Origin of the sequence: Streptomyces sp. NPDC006923 (assembly GCF_040635655.1) — a bacterium.
Lineage (GTDB): Bacteria > Actinomycetota > Actinomycetes > Streptomycetales > Streptomycetaceae > Streptomyces.
Map to the genome: position 1 here is coordinate 12,456 of NZ_JBEYIF010000030.1, position 26,209 is coordinate 38,664.

Annotated in this window: 19 protein-coding genes; 10 read left to right on the top strand and 9 right to left on the bottom strand. The window is 71.4% G+C overall.

Annotated features, from left to right (window positions below):
* Positions 1-68 precede the first annotated feature (68 nt).
* Together eccCa and ABZ707_RS31720 are read left to right on the top strand one after the other, a co-directional pair.
* The gene (eccCa, locus tag ABZ707_RS31715) at positions 69-4,022 is read left to right on the top strand and encodes a type VII secretion protein EccCa (RefSeq protein WP_360181783.1); all 3,954 of its coding nucleotides are present in this window, start codon (positions 69-71) and stop codon (positions 4,020-4,022) included.
* 193 nt (positions 4,023-4,215) lie between these two features.
* Positions 4,216-4,461 (top strand): DUF397 domain-containing protein, encoded by a 246-nt coding sequence (locus ABZ707_RS31720; RefSeq protein WP_360181786.1) that lies wholly within the window; start codon positions 4,216-4,218, stop codon positions 4,459-4,461.
* A gap of 105 nt (positions 4,462-4,566) precedes the next feature.
* On the opposite strand, the gene ABZ707_RS31725 is transcribed toward ABZ707_RS31720, so the two are convergent.
* The 4 genes from ABZ707_RS31725 to eccB all read right to left on the bottom strand — a co-directional run bounded on the left by ABZ707_RS31725 (position 4,567) and on the right by eccB (position 8,215).
* Entirely contained in the window at positions 4,567-4,863 is a 297-nt protein-coding gene (locus ABZ707_RS31725) for a WXG100 family type VII secretion target (RefSeq protein ID WP_360181789.1), read from the bottom strand.
* Positions 4,864-4,910: 47 nt separating this feature from the next.
* Positions 4,911-5,249, bottom strand: coding sequence for a WXG100 family type VII secretion target (locus ABZ707_RS31730; RefSeq protein ID WP_319685161.1), 339 nt, complete (start codon positions 5,247-5,249; stop codon positions 4,911-4,913).
* 146 nt (positions 5,250-5,395) lie between these two features.
* Positions 5,396-6,661: a type VII secretion-associated serine protease mycosin gene (gene mycP / locus ABZ707_RS31735; RefSeq protein ID WP_360181792.1), complete on the bottom strand. Its 1,266-nt coding sequence runs from the start codon at positions 6,659-6,661 to the stop codon at positions 5,396-5,398.
* A gap of 9 nt (positions 6,662-6,670) precedes the next feature.
* Positions 6,671-8,215, bottom strand: a complete 1,545-nt coding sequence (gene eccB, locus ABZ707_RS31740; RefSeq protein ID WP_360181795.1) for a type VII secretion protein EccB — start codon at positions 8,213-8,215, stop codon at positions 6,671-6,673.
* 203 nt (positions 8,216-8,418) lie between these two features.
* Between eccB and eccE the strand changes: the two genes are divergently transcribed.
* The 8 genes from eccE (at position 8,419) to ABZ707_RS31780 (ending at position 19,856) form a co-directional block, all read left to right on the top strand.
* The gene (eccE, locus tag ABZ707_RS31745) at positions 8,419-9,702 is read left to right on the top strand and encodes a type VII secretion protein EccE (protein WP_360181798.1); all 1,284 of its coding nucleotides are present in this window, start codon (positions 8,419-8,421) and stop codon (positions 9,700-9,702) included.
* Complete coding sequence (locus ABZ707_RS31750) at positions 9,702-10,538, top strand: hypothetical protein (RefSeq protein ID WP_360181801.1); 837 nt, start codon at positions 9,702-9,704, stop codon at positions 10,536-10,538. Before eccE ends, ABZ707_RS31750 begins: the two co-directional genes overlap by 1 nt.
* Positions 10,539-10,867: 329 nt before the next feature.
* Positions 10,868-13,714: an SCO5717 family growth-regulating ATPase gene (locus tag ABZ707_RS31755; protein ID WP_360181804.1), complete on the top strand. Its 2,847-nt coding sequence runs from the start codon at positions 10,868-10,870 to the stop codon at positions 13,712-13,714.
* A 193-nt stretch (positions 13,715-13,907) separates the two neighbouring features.
* Positions 13,908-15,779 carry an ABC transporter substrate-binding protein gene (locus ABZ707_RS31760; RefSeq protein WP_360181807.1) on the top strand — a complete coding sequence of 624 codons (1,872 nt, stop codon included), beginning with the start codon at positions 13,908-13,910 and terminating at the stop codon, positions 15,777-15,779.
* Positions 15,780-15,782: 3 nt separating this feature from the next.
* Positions 15,783-16,847 carry an ABC transporter permease gene (locus tag ABZ707_RS31765; protein ID WP_360181810.1) on the top strand — a complete coding sequence of 355 codons (1,065 nt, stop codon included), beginning with the start codon at positions 15,783-15,785 and terminating at the stop codon, positions 16,845-16,847.
* Entirely contained in the window at positions 16,844-17,779 is a 936-nt protein-coding gene (locus ABZ707_RS31770; protein WP_360181813.1) for an ABC transporter permease, read from the top strand. Before ABZ707_RS31765 ends, ABZ707_RS31770 begins: the two co-directional genes overlap by 4 nt.
* Entirely contained in the window at positions 17,776-18,789 is a 1,014-nt protein-coding gene (locus tag ABZ707_RS31775) for an ABC transporter ATP-binding protein (RefSeq protein ID WP_360181816.1), read from the top strand. Before ABZ707_RS31770 ends, ABZ707_RS31775 begins: the two co-directional genes overlap by 4 nt.
* A 50-nt stretch (positions 18,790-18,839) precedes the next feature.
* Positions 18,840-19,856, top strand: a complete 1,017-nt coding sequence (locus ABZ707_RS31780; RefSeq protein ID WP_360181819.1) for an ABC transporter ATP-binding protein — start codon at positions 18,840-18,842, stop codon at positions 19,854-19,856.
* A gap of 132 nt (positions 19,857-19,988) precedes the next feature.
* Here the strand turns inward: ABZ707_RS31780 and ABZ707_RS31785 are convergent, their stop codons facing one another.
* The 5 genes from ABZ707_RS31785 to infB form a co-directional block, all read right to left on the bottom strand.
* Positions 19,989-20,942, bottom strand: coding sequence for a bifunctional riboflavin kinase/FAD synthetase (locus tag ABZ707_RS31785; RefSeq protein WP_360181821.1), 954 nt, complete (start codon positions 20,940-20,942; stop codon positions 19,989-19,991).
* Between the two features lie 282 nt (positions 20,943-21,224).
* Positions 21,225-22,124: a tRNA pseudouridine(55) synthase TruB gene (gene truB, locus ABZ707_RS31790; protein ID WP_360181824.1), complete on the bottom strand. Its 900-nt coding sequence runs from the start codon at positions 22,122-22,124 to the stop codon at positions 21,225-21,227.
* Positions 22,121-22,579 carry a 30S ribosome-binding factor RbfA gene (rbfA, locus tag ABZ707_RS31795; RefSeq protein WP_360181827.1) on the bottom strand — a complete coding sequence of 153 codons (459 nt, stop codon included), beginning with the start codon at positions 22,577-22,579 and terminating at the stop codon, positions 22,121-22,123. The genes truB and rbfA overlap by 4 nt, the downstream gene beginning before the upstream one ends.
* Positions 22,580-22,619: 40 nt before the next feature.
* Complete coding sequence (locus ABZ707_RS31800; RefSeq protein ID WP_360181829.1) at positions 22,620-22,913, bottom strand: DUF503 domain-containing protein; 294 nt, start codon at positions 22,911-22,913, stop codon at positions 22,620-22,622.
* A 138-nt stretch (positions 22,914-23,051) separates the two neighbouring features.
* On the bottom strand, positions 23,052-26,177 hold the full coding sequence (gene infB, locus ABZ707_RS31805) for a translation initiation factor IF-2 (RefSeq protein ID WP_360181831.1): 3,126 nt from the start codon (positions 26,175-26,177) through the stop codon (positions 23,052-23,054).
* Between the last annotated feature and the right edge of the window lie 32 nt (positions 26,178-26,209).

The following is a 26,209-nucleotide window of genomic DNA, read 5'->3' on the forward strand; positions in this document are numbered from 1 at the left end:
GAGGGAGACCGTCGCCACGGGGGCGCCGGTACGGAATTGCCCGTCCGTATTGAGGGATTGATGCGCCCGTGAGCCAGATCGTCGTCAAACGCCCGCCACGGTCCCTTCCACCCGAAGTGCCCGCGGACGCGCTGACGTTGGAAGCCCCGCCCGAACTGCCGCGTGGTCAGCAGGAGGGCATGCTCATGCAGGTCCTGCCGGTCCTGGGCATGGGCTCCTCCGTGGTCTTCTTCTTCTCTCCGCAGGCTCCTCCTTTCATGCGCATCATGGGCGTCCTGATGCTGGTCTCGACGGTCGGGATGCTCGTCGCACAGATCGTCAGATACCGCCGCGGTACGCAGGGGCAAATTGCCGATGTCCGGCGCGACTATCTGAAGTACCTGGCGCAGTCGCGTCGTACGGTGCGCAGGACGGCCCGTGCGCAGCGCGACGCGCAGCTCTACCTGCACCCCTCGCCGGAGCAGCTCTGGTCGGTGGTGGCCGAGGGTTCGCGGGTGTGGGAACGCCGCGTCGGCGACGGGGACTTCGGGCAGGTGCGGATCGGGCTGGGCGCGCAGCAGCTCTCGACTCCGCTGATCGCTCCCGACACCGCGCCGGTGGACGAGCTGGAGCCGCTGTGCGCCGGTGCGATGCAGCGGTTCCTGGCGGTGCACGGCTCGCTGGACGGGCTGCCGATGGCCGTGTCGATGCGCGCTTTCTACCATGTGACGGTGTCCGGTGAGCCGGAGTCCGCGCAGTCCGCGGCGCGGGCGCTGGTCGCGCAACTGGTGACGCTGCACTCGCCCGAGGACCTGATGGTCGCGGTGGTGGTGGCCCCGGCCGCCGCCGCGCGGTGGGACTGGGCGAAGTGGCTGCCGCACACACAGGTCCCCGGGCAGATCGACGGGGCCGGTACGAAGCGGCTGTTCGGCGACGACCTCGGGGAGCTGGAACAGCTTCTGCGGAGCAGGCTGGACGGCCGCCCGAGATTCGGCCGGGACAGCCAGCCGGTGCTGGACCAGCCGCACATCGTCGTGGTGCTCGACGGCGGGATGGTGCCGCCCGATTCGCTGTTCGCCGCGGCCGAGGGTCTCCAGGGCGTCACGATCGTGGAGGTCGTGCCGGGCGAGCTGGACGAGCCGCGGGGCGGCCTCTCCGTGGTGGTACGGCCCGGCAGGCTGCGGCTGGAGTCCGGCGGGGGCGTCGCCTACGAGGGCGTGCCGGACGGCATCTCGCTGCCCGTGGCCGAGGCGCTCGCGCGGCAGCTCGCGCCGCTGCGGACCGGCGGAGGTGACGAGGACGAACCGCTGCTGGCCAACCTCGACTTCACCGATCTGCTCAATCTCGGCGACGCGGCGGCCGTCGATGTCGCCCGCACCTGGCGGCCCCGGTCGACGGCGGAACGGCTGCGCGTGCCGATCGGGGTCGGCGAGGACGGCCAGCCGGTGATGCTGGACCTCAAGGAGGCCGCGCAGGAGGGCATGGGCCCGCACGGGCTGTGCGTCGGCGCCACCGGCTCCGGCAAGTCGGAACTGCTGCGGACGCTGGTGCTCGGCCTCGCCGTCACCCACTCCTCGGAGACGCTGAACTTCGTCCTCGCGGACTTCAAGGGCGGCGCGACCTTCGCCGGGATGTCACAGATGCCGCATGTCGCGGCCGTCATCACCAACCTCTCGGACGATCTGACCCTGGTCGACCGCATGGGCGACGCGATCCGCGGTGAGCTCCAGCGCCGCCAGGAGCTGCTGCGCTCGGCCGGCAACTACGCCAACATCCATGACTACGAGAAGGCGCGGGCGGCCGGCGCGGCGCTCGAACCGCTCGCCTCGCTCGTCCTGGTCATCGACGAGTTCTCCGAACTCCTCACCGCCAAGCCCGACTTCATCGACATGTTCATCCAGATCGGCCGGATCGGCCGATCGCTGGGTGTGCATCTGCTGCTCGCCTCGCAGCGCCTGGAGGAGGGCAAGCTGCGCGGGCTCGACACCTACCTCTCGTACCGGATCGGTCTGCGCACCTTCTCGGCGGCCGAGTCGCGTACGGCGCTGGGCGTGCCCGACGCGTACCACCTGCCGTCGGTGCCCGGCTCCGGCTATCTCAAGTTCGGCACCGACGAGATGACCCGTTTCAAGGCGGCGTACGTCTCCGGCACCTACCGCACCGGGGGCCCGGACCTGTCGGTGGGACAACTGCACATCGAGCGGCGCCCCGCGCTCTTCACCGCCGCGCCGGTGCCGGTGGTGTACGCGGCTCCCGACCCGTCCCGCTCGCACGCTCCGGCCACCTCGGAGGACGACGCGCTCGCGGACACCGTGCTCGATGTCATCGTGCGGCGCCTCGACGGACAGGGGGTGCCCGCGCACCAGGTGTGGCTGCCGCCGCTGGACGAGGCGCCGACGCTGGACCAGTTGCTGCCCGGCATCGCGGCGACCGCCGACCGGGGTCTGAACGCGGCCGAATACAGCCGGCCCGGTGGTCTCGCCGTCCCGCTCGGCCTGATCGACAAGCCGTTCGAGCAGCGCCGCGAGGTGCTCTACCGGGACTTCTCCGGCGCGGCCGGCCACATGCTCGTCGTGGGTGGCCCGCAGTCCGGCAAGTCGACCCTGATGCGGACGCTGATCTCATCGTTCGCCCTCACCCACACTCCGCACGAAGTGCAGTTCTACGCGCTGGACTTCGGCGGCGGCGGTCTTGCCTCACTGGCCGATCTGCCGCATGTCGGCGGGGTGGCGTCGCGGCTCGATCCCGAGCGGGTACGGCGCGCGGTCGCGGAGGTCCTGGGGGTGCTCAACCGCCGCGAGGAGTTCTTCCGCGCGAACGGCATCGACTCCGTCGCCACCTACCGCCGCAGGCGCGCCGCCGGTGAACTGCCCGGCGAGGCCTGGGGCGACGTCTTCCTGGTCATCGACGGCTGGGGCGGTTTCAAGAACGACTACGACATGCTGGAGCCGGTCATCTCCGACATCGCCGCGCGCGGTCTCGGATACGGCGTCCATGTCGTCGTCACCGCCGCCCGCTACATGGAGGTGCGGGCGGCGCTCAAGGACCAGATGCTCGGCCGGCTCGAACTGCGCCTCGGCGATGTGATGGACTCCGAGTTCGACCGCAAGGTCGCGGCGAATGTCCCGACGGGTGTGCCCGGCCGTGGCCAGGTGCCCGAGAAACTGCACTTCATGGGGGCGCTGCCGCGCGTCGACGGCGTCAGTGACGCGGCGGATCTCTCCGACGGCACCGCGGCGTTCGTCCGGGCGGCGAAGGAGAGCTGGGCGGGCCCGCCGGCTCCGTCCGTACGGCTGCTGCCGCGCAAGCTGCCCGCCGAGCAGTTGCCCAAGGGCTTCGAGTTCCCGCAGCACGGCATCGCGATCGGTATCGACGAGACCAATCTGGAGCCGGTCTTCGTCGACTTCGAGACCGACCCGTTCTTCATGGTCTTCGGTGAGAGCGAGGCGGGCAAGACCGCGCTGCTGCGGCTCATCGCCAAGCAGATCTCCGAGCGCTACACCCCGGAGCAGGCGCGGATCGTGGTCGGTGACTACCGGCGCACGATGCTGGAGGCCGTCGCGTCCTCGCATCTGCTGGAGTACGCGCCGATGGCGTCGGCCATGCAGATGCACATGGACGCCATCGGTACGGTCATGAACAAGCGGGCGCCCAAGCCGGACATCACTCCGCAGCAGTTGCGCGACCGCAGCTGGTGGAACGGGCCCCAGCTCTTCGTGATCATCGACGACTACGAGCTGGTCGCCACCAACTCGGCCAACCCGCTGGCCGCGCTGGTGGAGAACCTGCCGTTCGCCCGCGACGTCGGCATCCGCTTCATCGTGGCGCGCAACGCGGCGGGCGCGTCGCGCGCGATGTACGAGCCGTTCATGCAGCGGATGAAGGAGCTCGGCGCGCAGGGTGTCATCCTCTCCGGCGACCCGGGCGAGGGGGACATCCTCGGCGGCGTCCGGGCCCGTCCGATGCCGCCGGGCCGGGGCACGTTCGTCTCGCGCAAGCGCGGTGCGCCGCTGGTGCAGCTCGGCTGGCTGGCGGACCGGTAGGAATGGACCACATGGACAACAGGGATCAGTTGTGATCGACGGCGGGGCCGATCCGGTCACGGAACTCCACGAGGTGGCGCCACACGGCCTCCGAATGATCCGTTACCGCTGAACCGCCCCGCCTCCGCACCGCCGCGCCAGTAGTCTGAGCCATGTAGCTGGTTCGCGAGACTCCCCGGGAGGGACAGCGCCGATGGCCGACGCGACGGACAAGGAACGCCAGAAGGAAGAGCTGTACGCCCTCGACATCTCCGGGGTCGAATGGCTCGGCGCGCCGGGGACCACCGGGGACGAGGAGCGGGTCGAGATCGCCTATCTGCCGGGCGGCGGCGTCGCGATGCGGTCGTCCATGGACACGGAGACGGTGCTGCGCTACACGAAGGCGGAGTGGGACGCGTTCGTACTGGGCGCGCGGGACGGCGAGTTCGACCTGAAGTAGCCCGCGAACGCGCGGACATGACGACGAGGAAGGGGGTGCCCGCGACCGCGGGCACCCCCTTCCGTACGCACTCTCTACGCACCTGGCCGGTCACCCGGCCCGTGTTCAGCCCATCTGCATGCGGAAGCGGGCCGCGTTGCCCCGGTCGGTGTCCTGGTAGCCGACGACCGACTGGTCCAGCAGCGTCGCGATCCGGGCCAGGTCCTGGTTCATTCCGGCCATGTCCCTGGTGAGCCGGTCCTGGCTCTCGCGGTAGGCGATCTTGGCTTCACCTTCCCAGTTCTCGGCGACGGCCTTGACCTTGGCCATCAGGTCTTCGAGCCCCTGGTTGAGCTGGGTGGCGGTCAGCCGGACGTCACCGGCCGCCTGGGTCACGGTGTCGTAATTGACGGCAGTGGTCATGTGATGCTCCTCAAGACGGAATTCAGCGGGAGGTGGCGGACAGCGGCTCAGGCCATGCCGAGGATGGCGCTCTGGCCCTGGGTGCTGTCGTCCATCCTGCGGAAGGACGCGATGCGGTCCTCTTCCTGCTGGGTGAAGCCGTCGGCGCTCATACGCATGATCTCTTCGAGCTTGACCAGCTCGACGCGCATGTTCTTCAGGCGGAGGTTCAGGTCGTTCTGGACCCGGTCGTACTCCTTGCTGGCAGCGCCCTGCCAGCCCGCCTGGATACGGTCCACAACGCCGTTGAGGGAGGTGATACGGCTCTGCAGCTCGTCGTGGAAACCCTGGATCTTATTGGCGAGGGAGATCTGTTCCTCGCTGGTTACATTCAGATCCTTCGACATCTTGCCCCTTCTCCCTGTCTTTCTGCGGACGCACTCCGGAGAGGTGCGCTTGGACGGGAAGCATCTCGATGCCGCCCCCGTGTGGCGCCACTGGCATGGCCCCGTTGTCACTTTAACCACTCGGTACGGCAGTACCAACTGCAAAGTCAGTTATGGGCAGTTGATTCGTCAGCGGTCCGGCGGGCCGCTTTCCTGCGGCTGTCCCGGACGACGGTGGCCGTGCCCGCGACCACCGCGACGAGCACACCGGCGATACCGAGGGCGTAGGTCGCGAGGCGTTCCGTGCGCTCCTGCGGCGTCTCGGACAGGGCGAGCCGGGCCGGCTCGGGAGCGGGCGGCCGGGGCGGGCCCGGGTCGGGACGCGGGGACTCCGGCGCGCGGTCGTCCTCGGTCAGGGCGCGGACCGGGTCGATCACGCCCCAGCCGACAAAGCTGTCCCGGCCGTTGACGCTGCGTTCCGCGGTCTGCTCGATCTGCGCGACGATCTGGTGCGCCTTCCAGCCGGGATGCTTGGCGCGCAGCAGCGCGGCGACCCCGGCGACGTACGGGGCGGAGAAGCTGGTGCCGTTGTCCACGCACTGGCCGTTGCCGGGGACCGTCGAGACGATGTCCACGCCCGGCGCGGCGACCCCCACGAACTCACCGGACTGGGAGAAGGCGGCCCGTTCGTTGTTGCGGTCGGAGGAGGCGACGGCGAGCACCCCGTCGAAGGCGGCCGGATAGGTGTTCTTCAGCTTGCCGTCGATACCGTCGTTGCCCGCGGAGGCGACGACGACGATCTCCTTGTCGAGCGCGCGCCGTACGGCCTGCCCCAGGGCGGAGTCGGCCGTCAGGGGCTTGGTGGTGTCCTGGGAGATGTTGATGACCTGGGCGCGCTCGGCGATGGCATGGTCTATCGCCCTGGCCATCGTGGTGTCCTTGCCGCTGCTCTTCTCGTCGTTCTGGCGGATCGGGATGATCGTGGCCTCGGGGGCGAGGCCGACGAATCCGGTGCCCGCCCGAGGGCGCGCGGCGATGATCCCGGCGACCTTGGTGCCATGGCCGACCTCGTCGACCGTTCCGTCGCTCTTGCCGCCGGCGAGGAGATCGGTGCCGGCGGACGCGTCGACCGCCGGCCTGAGCTGTGGGTTGGTGTTGTCGACACCGGTGTCGATGACGGCGACCCGTACGCCCTTGCCCTTGGTGTCCTGCCACAACTCGTCCAGCAGCACGCGCTGGAGCGCCCACGGCGTGCCCTCGATCTGCTTCTTCATCGGGAAGACGCATTCGCCGCTGCCGTCGATCCGGGGGGCCGCGGGCGGCGCGGGGACGGCGTACGCGACCGGCGCCAGGGCGCTCGGACCGGCCAGGGCCGTGGCGCACACCAACAGTGCCGCCTTCAGGTGCCGGGCGCTCTCTCGGTTCGGCATCATCGCGCTCCCCTACGAACCCTGCGGCTGACGGGCGCTGTTGGTGTCGAGCCTCGGGCCCTTGGACAGAAACTCCGACCAGGCGATCGGGACCAGGGCGGGGGTGACCTTCTCGTAGCCGAGCCGGATCTGCGCCTGGCTGGGCTCGGGGCGGCCGTCCTGCTGCTTCTGCTGGTCGCCGGTGCCGATGTCCGAACGGGCCGCGTCGCTGTCGCCGTTGGACTGGACCGCGTACCGCAGTCCGGTGTCGGTCACCAGGAAGAGCGATCCGTCGGGGCGGGTCTGCTCGCCCTGGACCTGGGTGTAGAGAAGACCACTGCCCGGGGTGACATAGGTGCTGGTGCCACCGGCGGTGATCTCCGCCGGATAGGCCGGGCCCGCCCAGGTGGACAGCGTCGTGCCGCCCTTGTCGTCGACCTTGCGCAGCACGCTGCACACGGTGTCGCGGGCGGCGGCGCCCCCGGCCGTGTTGACCTGGACTGCCTTCCGCGCGGGCCAGCGGAATTCGGCGCCGAAGAAGCCGGACTCCGGTGCGAACGACGCCGCGTCCACGGTGGCCGCCCGGCCCGCCATGTTCAGCATGTCGGTCTGCGGAGAGTTGATCAGCAGCCAGGCGGTGAAGTCCGAGACCGGCTGGACCTTGCCGGGCAGGACGACGTAGTGCTGCGGCCCGGAGCCCGTCTGGGCGAGCAGCACCATGCCGACCCGGTCCTGGGCCTCGGTGAGGCCGCCGCCGGCGTTCGCGCGGGCGCCCACCTCGCCGGGGATCTCGGGGAAGTCGACGGGGCTGCCCGTGTGCAGGGTGGCGAGCCAGTCGTCGGTGACGGCCTGCGGCTCCCTGTTGAGCCCGATCAGCGCCCGGGTGAGGTTGTCGCCCGGCGCGCCGCTCAGTTCGTACGTGGTGCCGCCCGCGTCGACGAGATGGCGGGTGCCGTTCTGCCCCTTGACGTACAGCACCTGGCCCCCGGTCAGCCGCTGCCTTCCCTCCGTCCTGGCGAAGTCGCGGTCGGCGAGGACGAAGGCGGCCTTCTGGACGCTGCTGCCCTTGCCGCCGCCGGGCTGCTCGCAGACGGCCCAGCGCTTCGCCTTGGCGGCCTCCTGGTCGGTGGGCAGCCGGTCCGGGGCGTACGGAATGCCGAGGATCGGTCCGCGCGGAGGCTTGCCGGAATCCAGGATGCTGTCGCTGACCTGGATGACCGCGAACTGCTGCGGGGTCAGCAGCAGCCGGGCGGAGGCGAGGTTCAGCACGGGGTGGAGAAGGGTCTCCTTGTCCTTGCCCTTGCCGGTGGTCAGCACGACATAGCGGGTGGTGGACTCCTTGCCGACGATCACCTTGGTGCCCGGGGCGGCCCAGTCCTTGGGGGCGTTGGGCTTGAACATGCCCCAGGCGCCGAAGCCGGCCAGGACGAGCGCGCCGACGATCAGACTCGGCACAACGGCGCGCAGCGGCCTGGGCGCGCCCTCCTCCGTACCCGTGGGCGATGGTTGGAGAAATGCGGCCACCGTGCGCTTCTTCGCGAAGGTGTACGCGTTGAGCTCGTCCCGCCGTGATGCCATGAGTCCCCATCGGTGAAAAAGGCGCGGTCTTCCCCCAGGGGCAGGGCAAGTCAGTGTGGCCGCCCCCGGGCCCTGCCTGACTGTCGGACCGGCCCCCTACTATGCCCTCAGGCCGGGTGCGCCTGTGTGGCGGGTAGGGTGATCGCGCTGCCAACACCCGTGCCGGCCAAGGTGATCGGCACGAATTGGGGGGTTTCTCCATCATGGCTTCCGCGATGCGGACGCGGCCCGCCGCGGCCGCGCCGTCCTCCGCTGCCTCCCGGAATCCGGCGGCCCCCGGGCTGAGGGCACGCCCGGGACACTTCGGACCGTTCCGGATGCAACAACTCGTGCTGATCGAGATCGCCGCGGCCCTGCTGCTGGTGGCGTGGGTGATCGATCCGCTGATGCTGTTCCCGGCCGGCGCGGTCGCCGCGCTGCTGGTGCCGCTGGCGGTGGTGCGCAGGCACCGGCGCTCGCTGCCCGAGTGGCTCTCGACCGTCCTCGCGCTGCGGGCGCGCCGGCGCAGGGCCGCCTCGCTGGTGCTTCCGGCCGGCACGGAGCCGGGTCTCGCGCCCGCGGTCGAGTGCGATCCGGCGCTGCGCACCTACTCGTACAGCGACCGTGACCGGCGCCCGGTCGGCATGATCGGTGACGGTACGTTCCTGACGGCGGTGGTGCAGATCGAGTCGGACGCCACCGCGCTGCGGCCCGACCGTTCCGCCCGGCCGCTGCCGGTCTCGCTCGTACGGGACGTGCTCGATGTCGACGGCATCCGGCTGGAGTCGGCGCAGATCGTGCAGCACACCCAGCCCGCGCCGGCCCCGCATCTGCCGGAGCAGTCGGTGGCCGCGCGCAACTACGCGCCGCTCCAGGCCCAGACCGGCGCGCCCGCGCTCCGGATCACCTGGGTCGCGCTCAAGCTCGATCCCGAGCTGTGCCGTGAGGCGGTGGCGGCCCGCGGCGGCGGCCTGACGGGCGCCCAGAAGTGTCTGGTGCGTGCGGCGGACCAGCTCGCGAGCAGGCTCACGGGCGCCGGATTCCGTACGACCGTGCTGACCGAGCAGGAGCTGATAGCCGCCGTCGCGACATCGTCCTGCGCCAATCCGCTGGCCATCGCCCAGGCGGGCCGGACGGAGACGCCGGGCCGGCGCACCCAGGAGACCTCGCGGACCTGGCGCTGCGACGACCGCAGGCACACGACGTACTGGGTCGCCCGCTGGCCGCAGTTGGGCGGCGGCGGGGCGGCCATGCCGCAACTGGTCGCGCTGCTGACCTCGATCCCGGCGCTGGCCTCGACGTTCAGTCTCACCCTGGGGCGCGGTGAGCGGGGCGGCGTGACGGTCAGCGGGCATGTGCGGATCACCGGCCGCAGCGACGAGGAGCTCGTGGCCTCACGCCATGAACTGGAGCGCGCGGCCCGTGGGGTGAAGACCGCGCTGGTGCGACTGGACCGCGAACAGTTGCCCGGGATGCTCGCCACGCTGCCACTCGGGGGTACTCGCTGATGTCCGTGCCGACTTCTTCCGCTTCTTCGGCTTCTTCGGCTTCTTTCGGTTCTTCGGCTTCTTCGGCTTCTTCGGCTTCTTCCGGTTCTTCCGGTTCTTCCGCCCCGGCGCCCGCGCGGGGCCGCGGCGGCGCCAGGCCGCGGACCGGTTTCGGGCTGCTCGGGCCGCGCCGTGAACGTCACTCGCTGTCGGTGGACCAACTGGAGGCGCTCGCGCTGCCGGTCGGCGACGACGGCGTGGTGATCGGTGTCGACGCGGGCAACAGACCCGCCGTCCTCGGCGTCAACCGCCCGACGCCGTACGACATCACGCTGATCGGCGGCCTGTGGACGGCGCAGGTGCTGGTCCTGCGCGCGGCCGCGACCGGAGCGCGGATCGCGGTCGAGACGGGCCGGGCGCCGGCCTGGACCGCGCTCGCGCAGGCGGCGGGCGGCGGACAGCCGTGCGTCACCCTGCACGATGTGGGCCGGGTGCCGCCGCAGGGCGCCTCGGCCGGCAGTCCCGTGGTCGTGGTGCGGGACTGCGGGATGCGTCCGCCGCGCGGCCGTGTGGTCTCGGCACCCTGGCAGTCGGTGATGACACTGCTGCCGTATCTGAGCCCGGTGGCCCCCCGGCTGATGGAGAAGTCGGGGCTGGTCGGCATCCAGCGGGTGTCGCCGGACGAGGCCACCCAGATCGGCCGGATCATGAGCCTGCCCCAGGCCGAGACCGAGGCGCTGTCCACGCTGGCGGACGGGGTCACCCTGTGGTGCACGGCCCGGGACCGGCAGTTCGTGATGACACAGGGGACGGACGCCGAGACCGGATTGTTGGGCAGCGCGCGCCGGATGGACTGAGAGCGGCGCGGGCCGTCCGCCACGCCCGGCCTGTGTGGATTGTGCCAGGATCTCGTATGGAGATATGCCGATTTGACCGCTCGGCGCGCGCACACCCCGGCCGGGCCGGTTCACTGGGGAGCGGAACGCGGCGGTGGGGACGGCCATTGACGAGCCGTCCGCCCTGCCGTACAGGCGCTGTTGGCGTTTAGGGTGGGTGCGGGCGCGGGGGCAGAACCTGCCGGCAGGCCGGCCGCGTCGTAAGGGGAGAGCCGGGCGGACCGGGCGCAGAGCTCCGGTCGCCCCCACCCACCACGGCACAAGGGTGCTCGACCACACCAGGAGGCAAAGTGAACGGCGATCGGGACGAGATCCGCGGGGGCTGGAGCCGGCCGCCCGTGGACGATCAGTCCGACGCGGAACCCGAGCTGACGGGTGAGTTCACCATCGACTACACCCCGCCCGCCTGGTACACGCAGAACGCGCCGGGGGACGCGTCCGGTGGAGGTGCGTCGGCCGCACCCCCCTTCACGAACTCCCCGCCGCCGCCCGACGGCGCGCCCGTCGCCGTACCGGGGCTGGCCGCGGGCAGCGGTTTCGAGCCCCACTGGGCGCCGGGGCAGCCGTCACCGCGGACGGAGGCCGCTGCGCCCGCGCCCCGTCCCGCCGCTGACGACGATCCCGCGCCCGCGCCGACTCCGGACGCGGCTCCGCCGGTTGTCGGCGCCGCCGGCCCCAGGTCCGGTGAGCCGTTCGGCGGCGGCGATCTGGAGAGCGGCGCGACGATGCGCTTCTCCCCGGCGGCGCTCAAGCGGGAGATCGCGGAGCGCGAGGCGGCGAAGGACCCGGAGACCGTGCGGCCCGCCGGCCCCGAGGGAGCGGCCGACGCGAGCGCTTCCGCTTTGCCCCGGCCCGCCGAGGACGCCGGCGGCGCCGGGTCCGGCGACCGTACGGACGCCGCAGGGGCGCCGGACGCACCGGAGGCCGCTGTCCCCGAGCGGGCCGACACCGCCGAGGACACCGACCCCGAGACCGACACGGACCACGAGACCGACCACGACGCCCCCGAGGCCGCCTCCGGCCCCGACCCGGCCCCCGAGGACGGACGGGAGAGCGCGGAGCCCGGCCCCGGCAATCCGGCGGGCTCCGGAGCCGTGGGCGCGCTCACGGACGCCGCGCCCGCCGACGCACCGGGGGACGCTCCCCCGGCCCCCGCGCCCTGGTCTCCGGGAGCCCCCGCGCCGCAGGACTCCGCGCTGCCGCCGCTGCCGCCCGCCTTCCAGCCGGCCGCGCCCCAGTGGCCCGTACCGTCGCGGGCCGCCGAGGCCCCCGCCCCGCAGCAGCCGGGGCCGGGGAGCCCTCCGCCGCTGCCGGACGTCCGCCCGGCGCAACCGCCCGGAAGCGGCTACGGCTTCCCGCAGCAGGGAGGCCGGCCGGAGCAGCCGGGACACCCGGGGCAGCCCGGTCCCGGCGCGCCGCTCCCGCCCGCCGTCCCGGGGCCGAACACCCCTCCCCCGCCGCCGGGTTACGGCTTTCCCCAGCAGGGGGGACACCCGTACCCGCCCGCGCCGCAGCCCCCGGCCGTCCAGCCCGGTCATCCCGCGCCGGGCGGCGGTTACGGCTTCCCGCAGCAGGGGCAGTACGGCCGGCCGGGCGCCGACGTGCCCGCGGCGCTGCCTCCGCAGGTGCCGTATCCGCCCTTGCCCGGCACGCCCAACCTCCCCGCCCAGCAGGCGCAGCCACAGCCCGAGGCCGCCGCGCCGCCGGTGGACCCGCGTACCGGCGCCGCCTGGCCCTCGCCCGTCGCGCACGACCACCGCGAGCGCTCCGTACCGGGCGCGCCGCTCGGCTACACGGCCGCCGTGGAACTGTCCTCCGACCGCCTGCTGCGCAACAACAAGCAGAAGCCGAGGAGCAGCCGCAATCCGTCCGGCAACTCGCGCTTCAAGATCGGCGGGAAGGCCGCCGAGGCCGAGCGCCGGCGCAAGCTCGATCTGATCCGCACGCCGGTGCTCTCCTGCTACCGGATCGCGGTCATCAGTCTCAAGGGCGGTGTCGGCAAGACCACGACGACCACCGCGCTGGGCTCCACCCTGGCCACCGAACGGCAGGACAAGATCCTGGCGATCGACGCCAACCCGGACGCGGGCACGCTCGGGCGCCGGGTGCGGCGGGAGACCGGGGCGACCATCCGGGACCTGGTCCAGGCGATCCCGTATCTCAACAGCTATATGGACATCCGCCGGTTCACCTCGCAGGCGCCGTCCGGGCTGGAGATCATCGCCAATGATGTGGACCCGGCGGTCTCCACGTCGTTCAACGACGAGGACTACCGGCGGGCGATCGACGTCCTGGGCAAGCAGTATCCGATCATCCTCACGGACTCGGGCACCGGTCTGCTCTACAGCGCGATGCGCGGAGTACTGGACCTCGCCGACCAGTTGATCATCATCTCGACGCCGTCCGTGGACGGTGCGAGCAGCGCCTCGACGACGCTGGACTGGCTGTCCGCACACGGGTACGCCGATCTGGTGCAGCGGTCCCTCACGGTCATCTCCGGGGTCCGCGAGACCGGAAAGATGATCAAGGTGGACGACATCGTGCAGCACTTCGAGACACGCTGCCGCGGAGTGGTCGTGGTGCCGTTCGACGAACACCTCGCGGCCGGCGCCGAGGTCGACCTCGACATGATGCGGCCCAAGACGCGTGAGGCGTACTTCCATCTCTCCGCGCTGGTCGCCGAGGACTTCTCGCGGGCCCAGCAGGCGCAGGGGCTGTGGACCGCGGACGGCAATCCACCGCCGCATCTCATGCCGCCGATGCCCGGCGGCCAGGGCCAGCAGGCGCAGGGGTATCCGCCGCAGGGGTACCCGGCGCAGGGGCAGCCGTACCCGCCCCAGCAGTACCCGTATCCGCAGTACCCGCAGCAGGGGCCCCCGCAGTATCCCTATCCGCCGCAGCAACAGCCGGGCGCCGGCGGGCAGCAGGGCTGGCAGCAGCCGTCCTCCCCGCCGCAGCCCCCGGCGGCCCTCCCGCCCGGTCAGCCGGGCTATCCGGCCCAGCCGGGCCACGCCGACCAGCGGGGACCCCATGGACAGCCGCCGGCCCATCCGCGGCAGGACCAGCCCGATCTGAGAGGTCCGGTCCCACCGGGCGGATGGCCGCCGCAAGGGCCTCCGCCAGCGCCTCAGCAGTAAGGCGTCAGAGGTTGAGACCAATGAGGGTCCGCACCGTGTTCACGGGGCGGGCCCTCAGCGCATTCCCGCAGACCACACGGGGTTTGAGGGGCCGTTGACGGGGCCGGACCACCGCTGATAAACCTTCGCTTCACCAGTTGGCCAGAATCAGCCCGGCTTCTCCGTCCCACTGATGACACGAGGTCACCGCCCCATGGTCGAAAGCGCTCCCCCACCCACACCACGCCGCTCCGCCCGGCGACTCCCCCGTCTCCGGCTGCTCCTGGCCTCCGGCGCCGCCTCCGCCGCGCTGGTCACAGGGACCGTGATCCCGTTCAGCCCGCTGCTCCCCGCACCCCAGCAGGCCCAGGCCGCCGACGACGGCAAGAAGGTCCTCACCGTCGCCGTCAGTCAGAGCGTCGACTCCCTCAGCCCGTTCCTGGCACAGTCATTGGTCAGTACCAGCATCCTGCGGCTGTCGTACGAGTACCTCACCAACTACGACCCCAAGGACGCCCATACGGTCCCGGGCTTCGCCACCGCCTGGAAGCCCTCCCCGTCCAAGCTGACCTGGACCTTCACCATCCGGGACGACTCCACCTGGTCCGACGGCCGGAAGGCCACCGCGGAGGACGCGGCCTGGACCTTCAACAAGATGATGACGGACGAGAACGCCGCCACCGCCAACGGCAGTTTCACGTCGAACTTCAAGAAGGTCACGGCTCCCGACCCGAGGACGCTGGTCGTCGAGCTGAAGAAGCCGCAGGCGACGATGGTGGCGCTCGATGTGCCGATCGTGCCCAAGCACATCTGGGAGAAGGTGGACGACTTCTCCAAATTCACCAACGACAAGCAGTTCCCGATCGTCGGCAACGGCCCGTTCGTCATCACCGACTTCAAGGTCGACCAGTACATCAAGCTCAAGCCGAACAAGGGCTTCTGGCGCGGCGCGCCCAAGTTCGACGAGCTGGTCTTCAAGTACTACAAGGACGGGGACGCCGCGGTGGCCGCGCTGCGGAAGGGCGAGGTGTCCTTCGTGCCCAACCTCACCCCGGCGCAGGCCGCCGCGCTGAAGAGCACCGACGGGATAAAGGTCAACGACGCGCCGGGGCGCCGCTTCTACGCTCTCGCCACCAACCCCGGCGCCCGGTCGAAGGACGGCGAGAAGTTCGGCAACGGCCATCAGGCGCTGCTCGACCCGGCGGTCCGCAAGGCCCTCTTCCAGGCCGTCGATCGCAAGACCGTCATCGACAAGGTCTTCCAGGGCCACGCCGTGGAGGGCCAGGGCTATATCCCGCCCCGCTTCGGCAGTTACTTCTGGCAGCCCTCGGACAGCCAGAGGATCGCGTACGACCCCGCCGCGGCGGCCCGGACCCTCGACCGGGCCGGATACCGGAAGAACGGCAGCGGCAAGCGCGTCGGGAAGGACGGCAAGCCGCTCGACTTCCGCATCCTCTGTCATGCCACGGATCCGAACGACAAGGCCATCGGCAAGTATCTCCAGGAGTGGTGGGGCGCGCTCGGCATCGGGCTGAAGGTCGACTGCCTCGACAATGTCTCCGACCCCTGGCTCGCCGGCGACTACGACCTGGCCTTCGACGGCTGGTCCGTCAATCCGGACCCCGACTATGTCCTCTCCATCCACACGTGCGGTTCGCTGCCCGCCACCCCGAAGGACACCGGCGCCACGGACAACTTCATCTGCGACAAGCAGTACGACGACCTCTACGCGAAGCAGTTGGCGGAGTACGACCCCGCCAAACGCGCGGAGCTGGTCAAGCAGATGGAATCACGGCTGTACGACACCGGGTACATGAATGTCATGGCGTACCCGAACGCGGTCGAGGCGTACCGTACCGACCAGATCAAGTCCATCACGACGATGCCGGAGGCCGCCGGCAACCTCTGGGGCCAGGACGGCTACTGGAGCTGGTGGTCCGCGGTTCCGGCGGATGACGGAGGCGGCTCCGACAGCTCGTCCTCGACCGGCGTGGTCATCGGAATCGGGGCCGTCGTGGTGCTCGCCGCCGCCGTCGGACTCTTCCTCATGATGCGTCGCCGTTCCACCGCGGAAGACCGTGAATAGACCATGAGCACCGCCAGCACCCCCGGTGTGACGCGGGACGCCGCCGACGGCCCGGTGCGGACCGGGCCGTCCGGCTCCCCGGCCGGTACCAGGACCGCGTATCCGCTCTATGTGGCGGGCAAGCTCGGCGGCGCGGTCGTGTCCCTGCTCGCCGTCCTCGTCACCAGCTTCTTCCTCTTCCGGATCATCCCCGGTGACCCGGTCAAGGCCATGACCCACGGAGTGCCGACGTCGGCGGAGCAACTGGCCACGCTGCGCAAGCAGTTCGGCCTGGATCTGCCGCTGTGGCAGCAGTTCACCGACTACTGCGCCGGCGCGCTGACCGGCGACCTCGGCACCTCGTACCAGTTCCGCACGCCGGTCGGCGAGCTGATCGCCGAGAAGCTGCCCGCGACACTGCTGCTCACGGGCGTCGCCGTGGTGATCTACTCGGCCCTCGGCCTCTGGCTCGGCACCCGTTCCGCCTGGCACAACGGCGGCCTCGGCGACCGGCTCAACACCGGCGTGGCGCTGACGCTGTGGTCCGTCCCGTCCTTCTGGCTCGGCCTGCTGCTGATCATCGTCTTCTCCGTGGGCATCGGCCCGGTCCCGGGCATGTTTCCCACCGGCGGCATGGAATCGGGCGACTCGGCCGGCTTCGGGTATGTCCTCGACGTGGCGCACCACATGGTGCTGCCGGTGGTGACACTGGTCGCGGTCGGATACGCCCAGACGCTCCTCGTCATGCGGTCCTCGCTGCTGGACGAGATGGGCAGCGACTATCTGACGACGGCCCGGGCCAAGGGGCTGCGGGACGATCTCGTACGCCGCCGCCACGCCGTGCCCAACGCGCTGCTGCCCACGGTCACCATGGTCTTCATCAATCTGGGCCATGTGGCGGCCGGTTCGATCCTCGTCGAGACGGTCTTCTCCTGGCCCGGGCTCGGCGGACTCTTCTACCAGGCGCTGAGCGTGCCCGATCTGCCGCTCGTCCAGGGGCTGTTCGTCGTCTTCGCCGGCGCGATGATCCTGATGAACCTCCTCGCCGACCTGCTCTATCCGCTGCTCGATCCCCGGGTGGGCCGATGACACTCGCGAAGACCCCGCCCGCCTCACCGGCCGGGCCGCCGCCCTCCGCCTCCTCGCTGGCCCGGGCCCGCCGGCGCGGCTCGGTGGTCCGCTTCTGGAAGCAGTACCGCACCCACCGTTCCGGCCTCCTCGGCCTCGTCGGGCTCACCCTGATCGGGCTGATCGCCCTCGCCGCCCCGCTGCTCGCCGGCAGCGACGCGCAGAGCGTGACCAACGCGCCGGGCACGGCCCTGGACTCGCCCAGCGGCGCCTTCCCGCTCGGCACCGACCAGTTCGGCCGGTCGCTGCTGGGCCTGCTGGTCTGGGGCTCCCGGATCTCGCTGACCGTGGGGCTGCTGGCCGCCGCGCTGTCGGTCGCCATCGGCACCCTGGTGGGCGTGATCGCCGGCCACTACGGAGGCTGGTTCGCCACGGTGATCATGCGGATCACCGACTGGTTCCTGGTGATGCCGACGCTCGTGCTCGCCATCGTGCTGGCGACGGTCATGTCCCGCTCCGTCTGGACCGTGATCCTCGCGATCGGCGTCACGAGCTGGCCGACGACGGCGCGGCTGGTACGCGCGCAGACGATCGCCGTCGAGTCCCGGCCGTACATCGAGCGCGCCCGGGCCCTCGGCGGCGGGCACGGCCACATCATGACCCGCCATGTGCTGCCCAATGTGATGCCGCTGGTGCTCGCGCAGACAACACTCGGCATCTCCAACGCGATTCTGACGGAGGCGACGCTCGCCTTCCTCGGCCTCGGCGACCCGACCGTCATCTCCTGGGGCGGCATGCTCCAGGACGCGCGTGAGGCCGGCGCGGTCTCCTCAGGACACTGGTGGTACCTGGCACCGCCCGGTATCGCGATCGCGCTGGTCGCCCTCGCCTTCACGCTCTGCGGGCGCGCGATCGAGGCCGTGCTCAACCCGAAGCTGGGGGGCTCCCGTTGACCACGTCGACAGCACGATCCAGCCTGCTGGAGATCAAGGACCTCCAGGTGACCTATGGCTCCGGCGCGTCGGCCGTCCCCGCCGTGCGGGGAGTGAGCCTGGCCGTCGAATCGGGCCAGAAGCTCGGGGTCGCCGGCGAATCGGGCTGCGGCAAGTCCACGCTGGCACTGGCGCTGCTCCGGCTGCTGCCGCCCACGGCCAAGCTGTCCGGCGAGATCCTGCTCGACGGTGAGGACGTCCTCACCATGAAGTGGGGCCGGCTCAGGGCCGTCCGGTGGGCCGGGGCGTCGATCGTCTTCCAGGGCGCGATGCACTCGCTCAACGCCGTGCACCGGATCGGCGACCAGATCGCCGAGCCGGTCCTGCTGCACCGCCGGACCACCCCGGCGGCCGCCCGCAGGCGCGCCGTCGAACTGCTGGAACAGGTCGGGCTGCCGGCCGGTCGCGCCGACGCCTATCCGCATGAGCTCTCCGGCGGCCAGCGCCAGCGCGTGATGATCGCGATGGCGCTCGCCTGTGATCCCCGACTGATCGTCGCCGACGAGCCGACCACCGCGCTGGATGTGATGATCCAGGCGCAGATCCTGCGGCTGATCGAGGGGTTGGTGGCGGAGCAGGACATCAGTCTGCTGATGATCAGCCACGACCTCGCGGTGCTCTCCGACACCTGCGACCGGCTCGCGGTGATGTACGCGGGCCGGATCGTCGAGGAGGGCCCGGCGCGCGAGGTGTACCAGGCGGCGCAACACCCCTACGGCCGCGCGCTCTCCGCCGCCTTCCCGCGCATCGGGGACGCCGCGTCGCGCCGCGCCCCGCGCGGACTGCCCGGCGATCCGCCGGACCCGTCGGCACTGCCGTCCGGCTGTACGTTCCATCCGCGCTGCCCGGTCGCGCTCGACGTCTGCTCGCACGAGGACCAGCCGCTGCGGAACGCGGGGCCCGGCCGGCGGGCGGCCTGTGTACGGGTGGGCGCCACGCTCCCGGCGCAGTCGGCGGCCGAGCGGTCATGACAGCCGACGCCGTCCCGCCCCGTACTCCGGCCGCCTCCCAGGAGCCACCCATGACCACCACACCTTCGCCCTCGGCCCCGCTGCTCTCGGCCACCGGGCTGAACGTCACCTTCCCCGGGCGCCGCGGCGCACCGCCGGCCCGGGCGGTCGACGGCGTCGACCTCGACATCGGCGCCGGGGAGATCGTCGCGCTGGTCGGCGAGTCCGGCTGCGGCAAGACCACGCTGGCGCGCACCCTGCTCGGCCTGGTGCCGCCCACGGCGGGCGGCGTCACCTTCGCCGGGCGGCCACTGGGATACGGCTCGCGCTCCCTCAAGGCGTACCGCAAGCGCGTCCAGCTTGTGCTCCAGGATCCGAGCGGCTCGCTCAATCCTCGCCACACGGTGTACGACGCGGTGGCCGAGGGCCTCCGGATCCACGGCTACCCGGGCGACGAACGCGAGGCCGTCGCCGAGGCGCTGTCCCGGGCCGGGCTGCGCCCCCCTGAGCGGTTCTTCCTGCGCTACCCGCATGAGCTGTCCGGCGGCCAGCGCCAGCGAGTCGTCATCGCGGGCGCGCTCGTCCTGCGGCCCGAACTGATCGTCGCCGACGAACCGGTGGCGTCCCTCGACGCGTCGGTACGGGGCGAGATCCTGGCGCTGCTGCTGTCGCTGCGCGACGAACTCGGCCTGTCCGCGCTGGTGGTGACGCACGACCTGGGTCTCGCCTGGAACATCGCGGACCGGGTGGCGGTGATGTACCTGGGCCGCGTGGTGGAGACGGGACCGGTCGAGGAGGTGCTGACGAACCCCCGGCACCCCTACACCCAGGCGCTGTTGTCGGTCCTCCCGGAGTCGCACGGCGAGCCCGTCGTCCTCACGGGCGAGCCCCCGGACCCCTCCCGCATCCCGGACGGCTGCCGCTTCCACGCGCGGTGCCAGGTCCTGGCCTCGGGCGAGGCGGAGCGAGCGGGGGTCGCGGAGCGGTGCCGCACGGCCCCGCTGCCGGTGCTGACGGGAGGCGACGCGACGCAAGTGGCGTGCCATTGGGTGGACGCAGGTGGCGTGCCATTGGGTGGACGGGGGTGAGGGGCGCCGTCCGGCGGGGGTCCCGGGGGTGAGGGGCGTTCAGGATGTCGAGCGTGTCTTGTGGCGCCCGACAGGCGTCACCCCTGGATTGCCGGACCGCCCGCGCGGGCCCGCGGACCCCCGCCGAAGGCGTCAGCGGGCGTCGTACTCCTCCGTCAGTGCCCGTGAGCACTTGACGTCGTCAGCGATCGCTTCCAGCAGCGCCTCGATGGACTCGAACTTCTGCTGCCCGCGGACGTACGACAGGAAGTCCACGCTCACATGGAGCCCGTACAGGTCCAGTCCGACCCGGTCGATCGCGTACGCCTCCACCGTCCGTTCCGTGCCCTCGAACTGCGGGTTCGTGCCGACCGAGATCGCCGCCGGCATGCGTTCGCCGCCGGCCGTGAGCCAGCCCGCGTACACGCCGTCCGCCGGGATCGCCGTGTGCGGCAGGCACTCCACATTGGCCGTCGGGTAGCCGAGTTCACGTCCGCGCTGGGCGCCGCGCACCACCACGCCCTCGACGCGGTGCGGCCGTCCGAGGATCTCGGCGGCGCCCGCGACATCACCCTCGGCGACCAGCCTCCGGGTCAGTGTCGAGGAGAACGGCTCGCCGCCGCCCGCCTCGCCGGTCACATAGAGGTCGACGACCTCGACGTCGTAGTCGTAGGTCGCGCCCAGCTCGGCCAGGACCGCGACATTGCCCGCCGCCCTGTGGCCGAAGCGGAAGTTCGGGCCCTCGATCACCGCGCGGGCGTGCAACTTGTCGACCAGCACCTTCACAATGAAGTCGGCCGGTGACAGCTTCGAGAACTCGACGGTGAACGGCAGGATCAGCAGCGCGTCCACACCCAGGTCCGCCATCAGCTCGGCGCGCCGGTGGTGCGGCGCGAGCAGCGGCGGGTGGCTGCCGGGCCGTACGACCTCGCTGGGGTGCGGGTCGAAGGTCACGACGACCGACGCGACGCCCAGCTCCCGTGCCCGCTCCACGGCGCGTCCGATGATGAGCTGGTGCCCGCGGTGCACCCCGTCGTAGGAGCCGATGGTGACGACGCTGCGCCCCCAGTCCTGGGGGATGTCCTCCAAACCACGCCAGCGCTGCACTGTGACCGCTCCTCGCCCGAAACTGTGTACGTCATTGCCGGTTACGCAGCTCTAAGACTGCCATGCCCGGCGTCCTCGTCCCGCATCGGCACCGGGCTCGCCGAACCGGCCGGTAACGGGCTCAGCGGCGAATGCGCCCCCCATCGCACCCTCTGTGCACCCTGAGCGCGTACCCGGAGGGGTGCATGACGGGGCCGGGGCGGACAGACCTTTCCGGGGGGAGGGGGCCGTGGAGCGGCCGGTCCGGCGGGCCGGGCCGGCCGCTCCACGGTAGAGCCGGCCTCAGCCGAAGACGGCGAGGCTCTTGGCCTTCCCGTGCTGTTCCTCGACGAGGGCCAGGAAGCGGCCCTCGGGGTCGAACGCGGCGACCGGCCCCGAGTCGTACGACGGCATGTCGAGCCGTACGCCGTTGAGCAGCAGCTTGGCCCGCTTCTCGTCCACGTCCCAGCGTGCGAACGCCGCGGCCGCCGCGTCCGCGACGGGCATGACGGTCAGCTCCTCCTGGAGCTGGTCGAGCGTCCGCGCCGCGTCCAGCGCGTACGGGCCGACCCTGGTCCTGCGCAGCGCGGTGAGATGGCCGCCCACGCCGAGCCCGGCGCCGAGGTCACGGGCGAGGGCGCGAATGTACGTACCGGAGGAGCAGACGACGGAGACGACCAGGTCGAGGACCGGGGTGCCGTCGTCCGCGACGGCCTCGCGGACGTCGTAGAGCCGGAAGGACGAGATGGTCACCGGCCGGGCCGGGATCTCGAACTCCTCGCCGCCGCGTACCCGCGCGTACGACCGCTTGCCGTCGATCTTGATGGCGCTGACCTTCGACGGCACCTGCATGATGGGGCCGCTCAGCGCGGCGATCCCGGCGTCGATGGCCTCCCGCTTCACCGCAGACGCGTCGGTGGAGGAGGTGATCTCCCCCTCCGCGTCGTCGGTGACGGTGTCCTGGCCGAGCCTGATGGTGCCGAGGTACTCCTTCTCGGTCAGTGCGAGATGCCCGAGGAGTTTGGTGGCCCGCTCCACGCCGAGGACGAGAACGCCCGTCGCCATGGGGTCGAGTGTGCCCGCGTGGCCAACGCGCCGGGTCCTGGCGATCCCGCGCATCTTGGCGACGACGTCGTGCGAAGTGAAGCCCGACGGCTTGTCCACGATGACAAGCCCGTCGGGCGTCCTGATCTGCTGAGTCATTCCGCGGCGGCGCCGTCCGTGTCGTCGGCGGCTTCGTCCTCGGCCTTGCGGTACGGGTCGGCACCGGCCGCGTACGTCTTGCCGGTCGACACCTCCCGTACCTCCGCGTCCTTGGCGCGCGCCCTGTCGAGGAGATCCTCTATGGTGCGCGCGTTGTCGGGCAGGGCGTCCGGGACGAACGCCAGGGAGGGCGTGAAGCGGACGCCGGTCTGGCGGCCCACCTCGGAGCGGAGGACACCCTTGGCGCTCTCCAGGGCCGCGGCGGAGGCCGCGCGCTCCTCTTCGTCGCCGTAGACCGTGTAGAAGACCGTGGCCTCCCGCAGGTCGCCGGTGACACGGGCGTCCGTGATGGTCACAAAGCCCAGTCGCGGGTCTTTGATACGGCGGTCCAGGGTCTCCGCGACCACGACCTGGATGCGATCGGCCAACTTGCGGGCCCGCGCGTTGTCGGTCACCGGTCCGTCACTCTTCCTTCTGGGTTTCTTGTCTGGCAGGTCAGTCTTCGTCGCCGTACAGCCGTCGGCGTACGGACAGCAGCTCCACCTCGGGATGACCGGCGACCATGCGCTCGCAGCGGTCGAGTACGTCCGTGAGATGCGTCCAGTCCCCGGAGACCACCGCCAGGCCGATCTCGGTCCTGCGATGGAGGTCCTGGTCGCCGGTCTCCGCCACGCTCACCGCGTATTTACGCTGGAGCTCGGCGACGATCGGCCGGACGACGGAGCGTTTCTCCTTCAACGACCGTACGTCGCCGAGGAGCAGATCGAAGGACAGCGTCCCCACATACATGCGTGTCCGGATGTCCCGCCGGTACGGGTTCAGACGCCTGCCAGCGCTTGGCAGGAACACAAGAACCGTACACGCAGCGGCCGGGGCCGATCGACGGAAATATCTCCCGTCGACCGGCCCCGGACCGGTTCACGCGTGTCAGCCGCGCGGCTTCTCGCGCATCTCGTAGGTCGCGATGACGTCGTCGATCTTGATGTCGTTGAAGTTTCCGAGGTTGATACCGCCCTCGAAGCCTTCGCGGATCTCGGTGACGTCGTCCTTGAAGCGGCGCAGACCCTGGATGTTGAGGTCCTCCGCGATGACCTTGCCATCGCGGATGAGCCGGGCCTTGGTGTTCCGCTTGACCTCGCCGGAGCGGATGAGAACACCCGCGATGTTGCCCAGCTTGGACGAGCGGAAGACCTCGCGGATCTCCGCCGTACCCAGCTCGACCTCTTCGTACTCCGGCTTGAGCATGCCCTTGAGGGCCGACTCGATCTCTTCGATCGCCTGGTAGATGACCGAGTAGTACCGGACGTCCACACCTTCGCGCTCGGCCATCTGCGCGGCACGCCCCGCGGCGCGCACGTTGAAGCCGATCACGATGGCGTCGGAGCCCATGGCCAGGTCGATGTCCGACTCGGTCACGGCACCCACGCCGCGGTGCAGGACCCGGATGTCGACCTCTTCGCCGACGTCGAGCTGGAGCAGCGAGGACTCGAGAGCCTCCACCGAACCGGACGCGTCGCCCTTGATGATGAGGTTGAGTTCCTGCACCAGGCCGGCCTTGAGGGCCTCGTCCAGATTCTCCAGGGAGAACCGGACGCCCCTGCGGGCGAACGCCGCGTTCCGCTCACGGGCGGCACGCTTCTCGGCGATCTGCCGTGCGGTGCGGTCCTCGTCGACGACCAGGAAGTTGTCGCCGGCACCGGGGACGTTGGTGAGACCCAGGACCAGGACGGGCGTCGACGGGGTGGCGACATCGACGTTGTTGCCGTTGTCGTCGAGCATCGCCCGGACTCGGCCGTACGCGTCGCCGGCGACCATCGTGTCACCGACGCGCAGCGTGCCGCGCTGGACGAGCACGGTGGCGACGGCGCCGCGACCGCGGTCGAGGTGTGCCTCGATGGCGATACCCTGCGCGTCCTGTTCCGGGTTGGCCCGGAGGTCGAGCGAGGCGTCGGCGGTGAGGACCACGGCCTCCAGCAGGCTGTCGATGTTCAGACCCTGCTTGGCGGAGATGTCGACGAACATGGTGTCGCCGCCGTACTCCTCGGCCACGAGACCGAACTCGGTGAGCTGACCGCGCACCTTGGTCGGGTCCGCGCCCTCGACGTCGATCTTGTTGACGGCGACGACGATCGGGACGTCCGCGGCCTTGGCGTGGTTGAGCGCCTCGATCGTCTGCGGCATCACACCGTCATTGGCCGCGACCACCAGGATCGCGATGTCGGTGGACTTGGCACCACGGGCACGCATGGCGGTGAACGCCTCGTGACCCGGGGTGTCGATGAAGGTGATCCTGCGCTCTTCACCGTTGACGTCCGTGGCGACCTGGTACGCACCGATGTGCTGCGTGATACCGCCGGCCTCGCCCGCGACGACGTTCGTCTTGCGGATCGCGTCCAGCAGCCTGGTCTTACCGTGGTCGACGTGACCCATGACGGTGACGACCGGCGGACGGGACACGAGGAACTCCTCGCCGCCCTCGTCCTCGCCGAACTCGATGTCGAAGGACTCGAGAAGCTCGCGGTCCTCCTCCTCCGGGCTGACGATCTCGACGACGTAGTTCATCTCGCCGGCGAGCAGGTGGAGGGTCTCGTCGGAGACGGACTGCGTGGCAGTGACCATCTCGCCGAGGTTCATCATCACGGCGACGAGCGACGCCGGGTTGGCGTTGATCTTCTCCGCGAAGTCGGTGAGGGACGCACCGCGCGACAGGCGGACGGTCTGTCCGTTGCCGCGAGGCAGCATCACGCCGCCGACCGACGGGGCCTGCATGGCCTCGTACTCCTGGCGCCTCTGCCGCTTCGACTTGCGGCCACGACGGGCGGGCCCGCCGGGACGGCCGAACGCGCCCTGTGTGCCACCGCGGCCACCGGGACCACCCGGACGTCCGCCGAAGCCGGGACGGCCACCGCCGCCACCGAAGCCGCCGCCACCACCGGGACGGCCGGGGGCGCCACCGCCACCGCCGCCACCGGGACGACCGGCGAAGCCACCGCCGCCACCGCCACCGGGACGACCAGCGAAGCCGCCGCCGCCACCCGGACGACCGCCACCGCCGCCACCGGGACGACCGGCGCCCGCGGGACCGCGGCCACCGCCGGGGCCGCCACCGGGACGCGGACCGGCCGCGGGACGCTGCGGCATCATGCCCGGGTTCGGACGGTTGCCACCGGGGCCGCCGCCGGGGCCGCCCGCGGAGCGGGGAGCCTGCGGACGCGGCATGCCGCCGGGAGTGGGACGTCCACCCGGACCACCGGCACCGGCGCCGGGGCGGGGACCGCCCTGGCCGGCGCCCTGCGGACGCGCACCGCCCGGGGCACCGGGGCCACCGGGACGCGGGGCGCCGCCGGGACGAGGCGCCTGCGGGCGCGCCATACCGGTGGAACCACCCGAGGTGAAGGGGTTGTTGCCCGGACGCGGGCCCGCGGGCCTGCCACCGGGACGCGGGGCCTGGCCGGGACGCGCGCCGCCGGAGCGGCCGCCCTGGCGCTGGTCACCCTGACGCTGCTCGCCCTGGCGCTGGTCGCCGGGACGCTGGTCGCCCTGGCCGCCCGTGGGACGGTTGGACGGACGCGGGCCGGGGGTCGCACCGGGCCGGGGACCGGCGGCCGGGGCCGACGGAGGCGCGGTGAATTCCGGGACGGACGGCGCGGCGGGCGCGGGCTTCGGCGCGGCCGGGGGCTTCGGCGCCGCCGGGGCCGGACGGGGCCCGGGGCTCGGCGCGGTGGAGGGGGTGCTGCTCTTGGGGGCCTCGGCGGCGGCCGGCTTGGGAGCCGGGACACCGGGCTTGGGGGCAGCGGGACGTGCCGCCTGCGCCGGAGAGGGCGCGGCGGGCCTGGCGGGGGTCGCCTTGCGGGGGGCGCCGGGCTTGGCGGCGGACTTGCCGCCATTGCCTCCGGGGCCCTGCAGAGCATCAGTCAGTTTGCGTACAACCGGCGCCTCGATCGTCGAGGACGCCGAACGGACGAATTCACCGAGTTCTTGGAGCTTGGCCATGACGACCTTGCTCTCCACGCCGAACTCCTTGGCGAGTTCGTATACCCGGACCTTAGCCACTTCGCTCCTTTTAGGTCCGGGTTACCGCCGGA

Bases quoted from the DNA above. Each gene is read 5' to 3' on its own strand.
- mycP (WP_360181792.1), bottom strand. From the start codon at position 6,661: ATGATGCCGAACCGAGAGAGCGCCCGGCACCTGAAGGCGGCACTGTTG.
- eccB (WP_360181795.1), bottom strand. From the start codon at position 8,215: ATGGCATCACGGCGGGACGAGCTCAACGCGTACACCTTCGCGAAGAAG.
- ABZ707_RS31730 (WP_319685161.1), bottom strand. From the start codon at position 5,249: ATGTCGAAGGATCTGAATGTAACCAGCGAGGAACAGATCTCCCTCGCC.
- ABZ707_RS31720 (WP_360181786.1), top strand. From the start codon at position 4,216: ATGGCCGACGCGACGGACAAGGAACGCCAGAAGGAAGAGCTGTACGCC.
- ABZ707_RS31780 (WP_360181819.1), top strand. From the start codon at position 18,840: ATGACCACCACACCTTCGCCCTCGGCCCCGCTGCTCTCGGCCACCGGG.
- truB (WP_360181824.1), bottom strand. From the start codon at position 22,124: ATGACTCAGCAGATCAGGACGCCCGACGGGCTTGTCATCGTGGACAAG.
- ABZ707_RS31765 (WP_360181810.1), top strand. From the start codon at position 15,783: ATGAGCACCGCCAGCACCCCCGGTGTGACGCGGGACGCCGCCGACGGC.
- ABZ707_RS31725 (WP_360181789.1), bottom strand. From the start codon at position 4,863: ATGACCACTGCCGTCAATTACGACACCGTGACCCAGGCGGCCGGTGAC.
- ABZ707_RS31770 (WP_360181813.1), top strand. From the start codon at position 16,844: ATGACACTCGCGAAGACCCCGCCCGCCTCACCGGCCGGGCCGCCGCCC.
- ABZ707_RS31750 (WP_360181801.1), top strand. From the start codon at position 9,702: ATGTCCGTGCCGACTTCTTCCGCTTCTTCGGCTTCTTCGGCTTCTTTC.
- ABZ707_RS31760 (WP_360181807.1), top strand. From the start codon at position 13,908: ATGGTCGAAAGCGCTCCCCCACCCACACCACGCCGCTCCGCCCGGCGA.
- eccE (WP_360181798.1), top strand. From the start codon at position 8,419: ATGGCTTCCGCGATGCGGACGCGGCCCGCCGCGGCCGCGCCGTCCTCC.
- ABZ707_RS31800 (WP_360181829.1), bottom strand. From the start codon at position 22,913: ATGTATGTGGGGACGCTGTCCTTCGATCTGCTCCTCGGCGACGTACGG.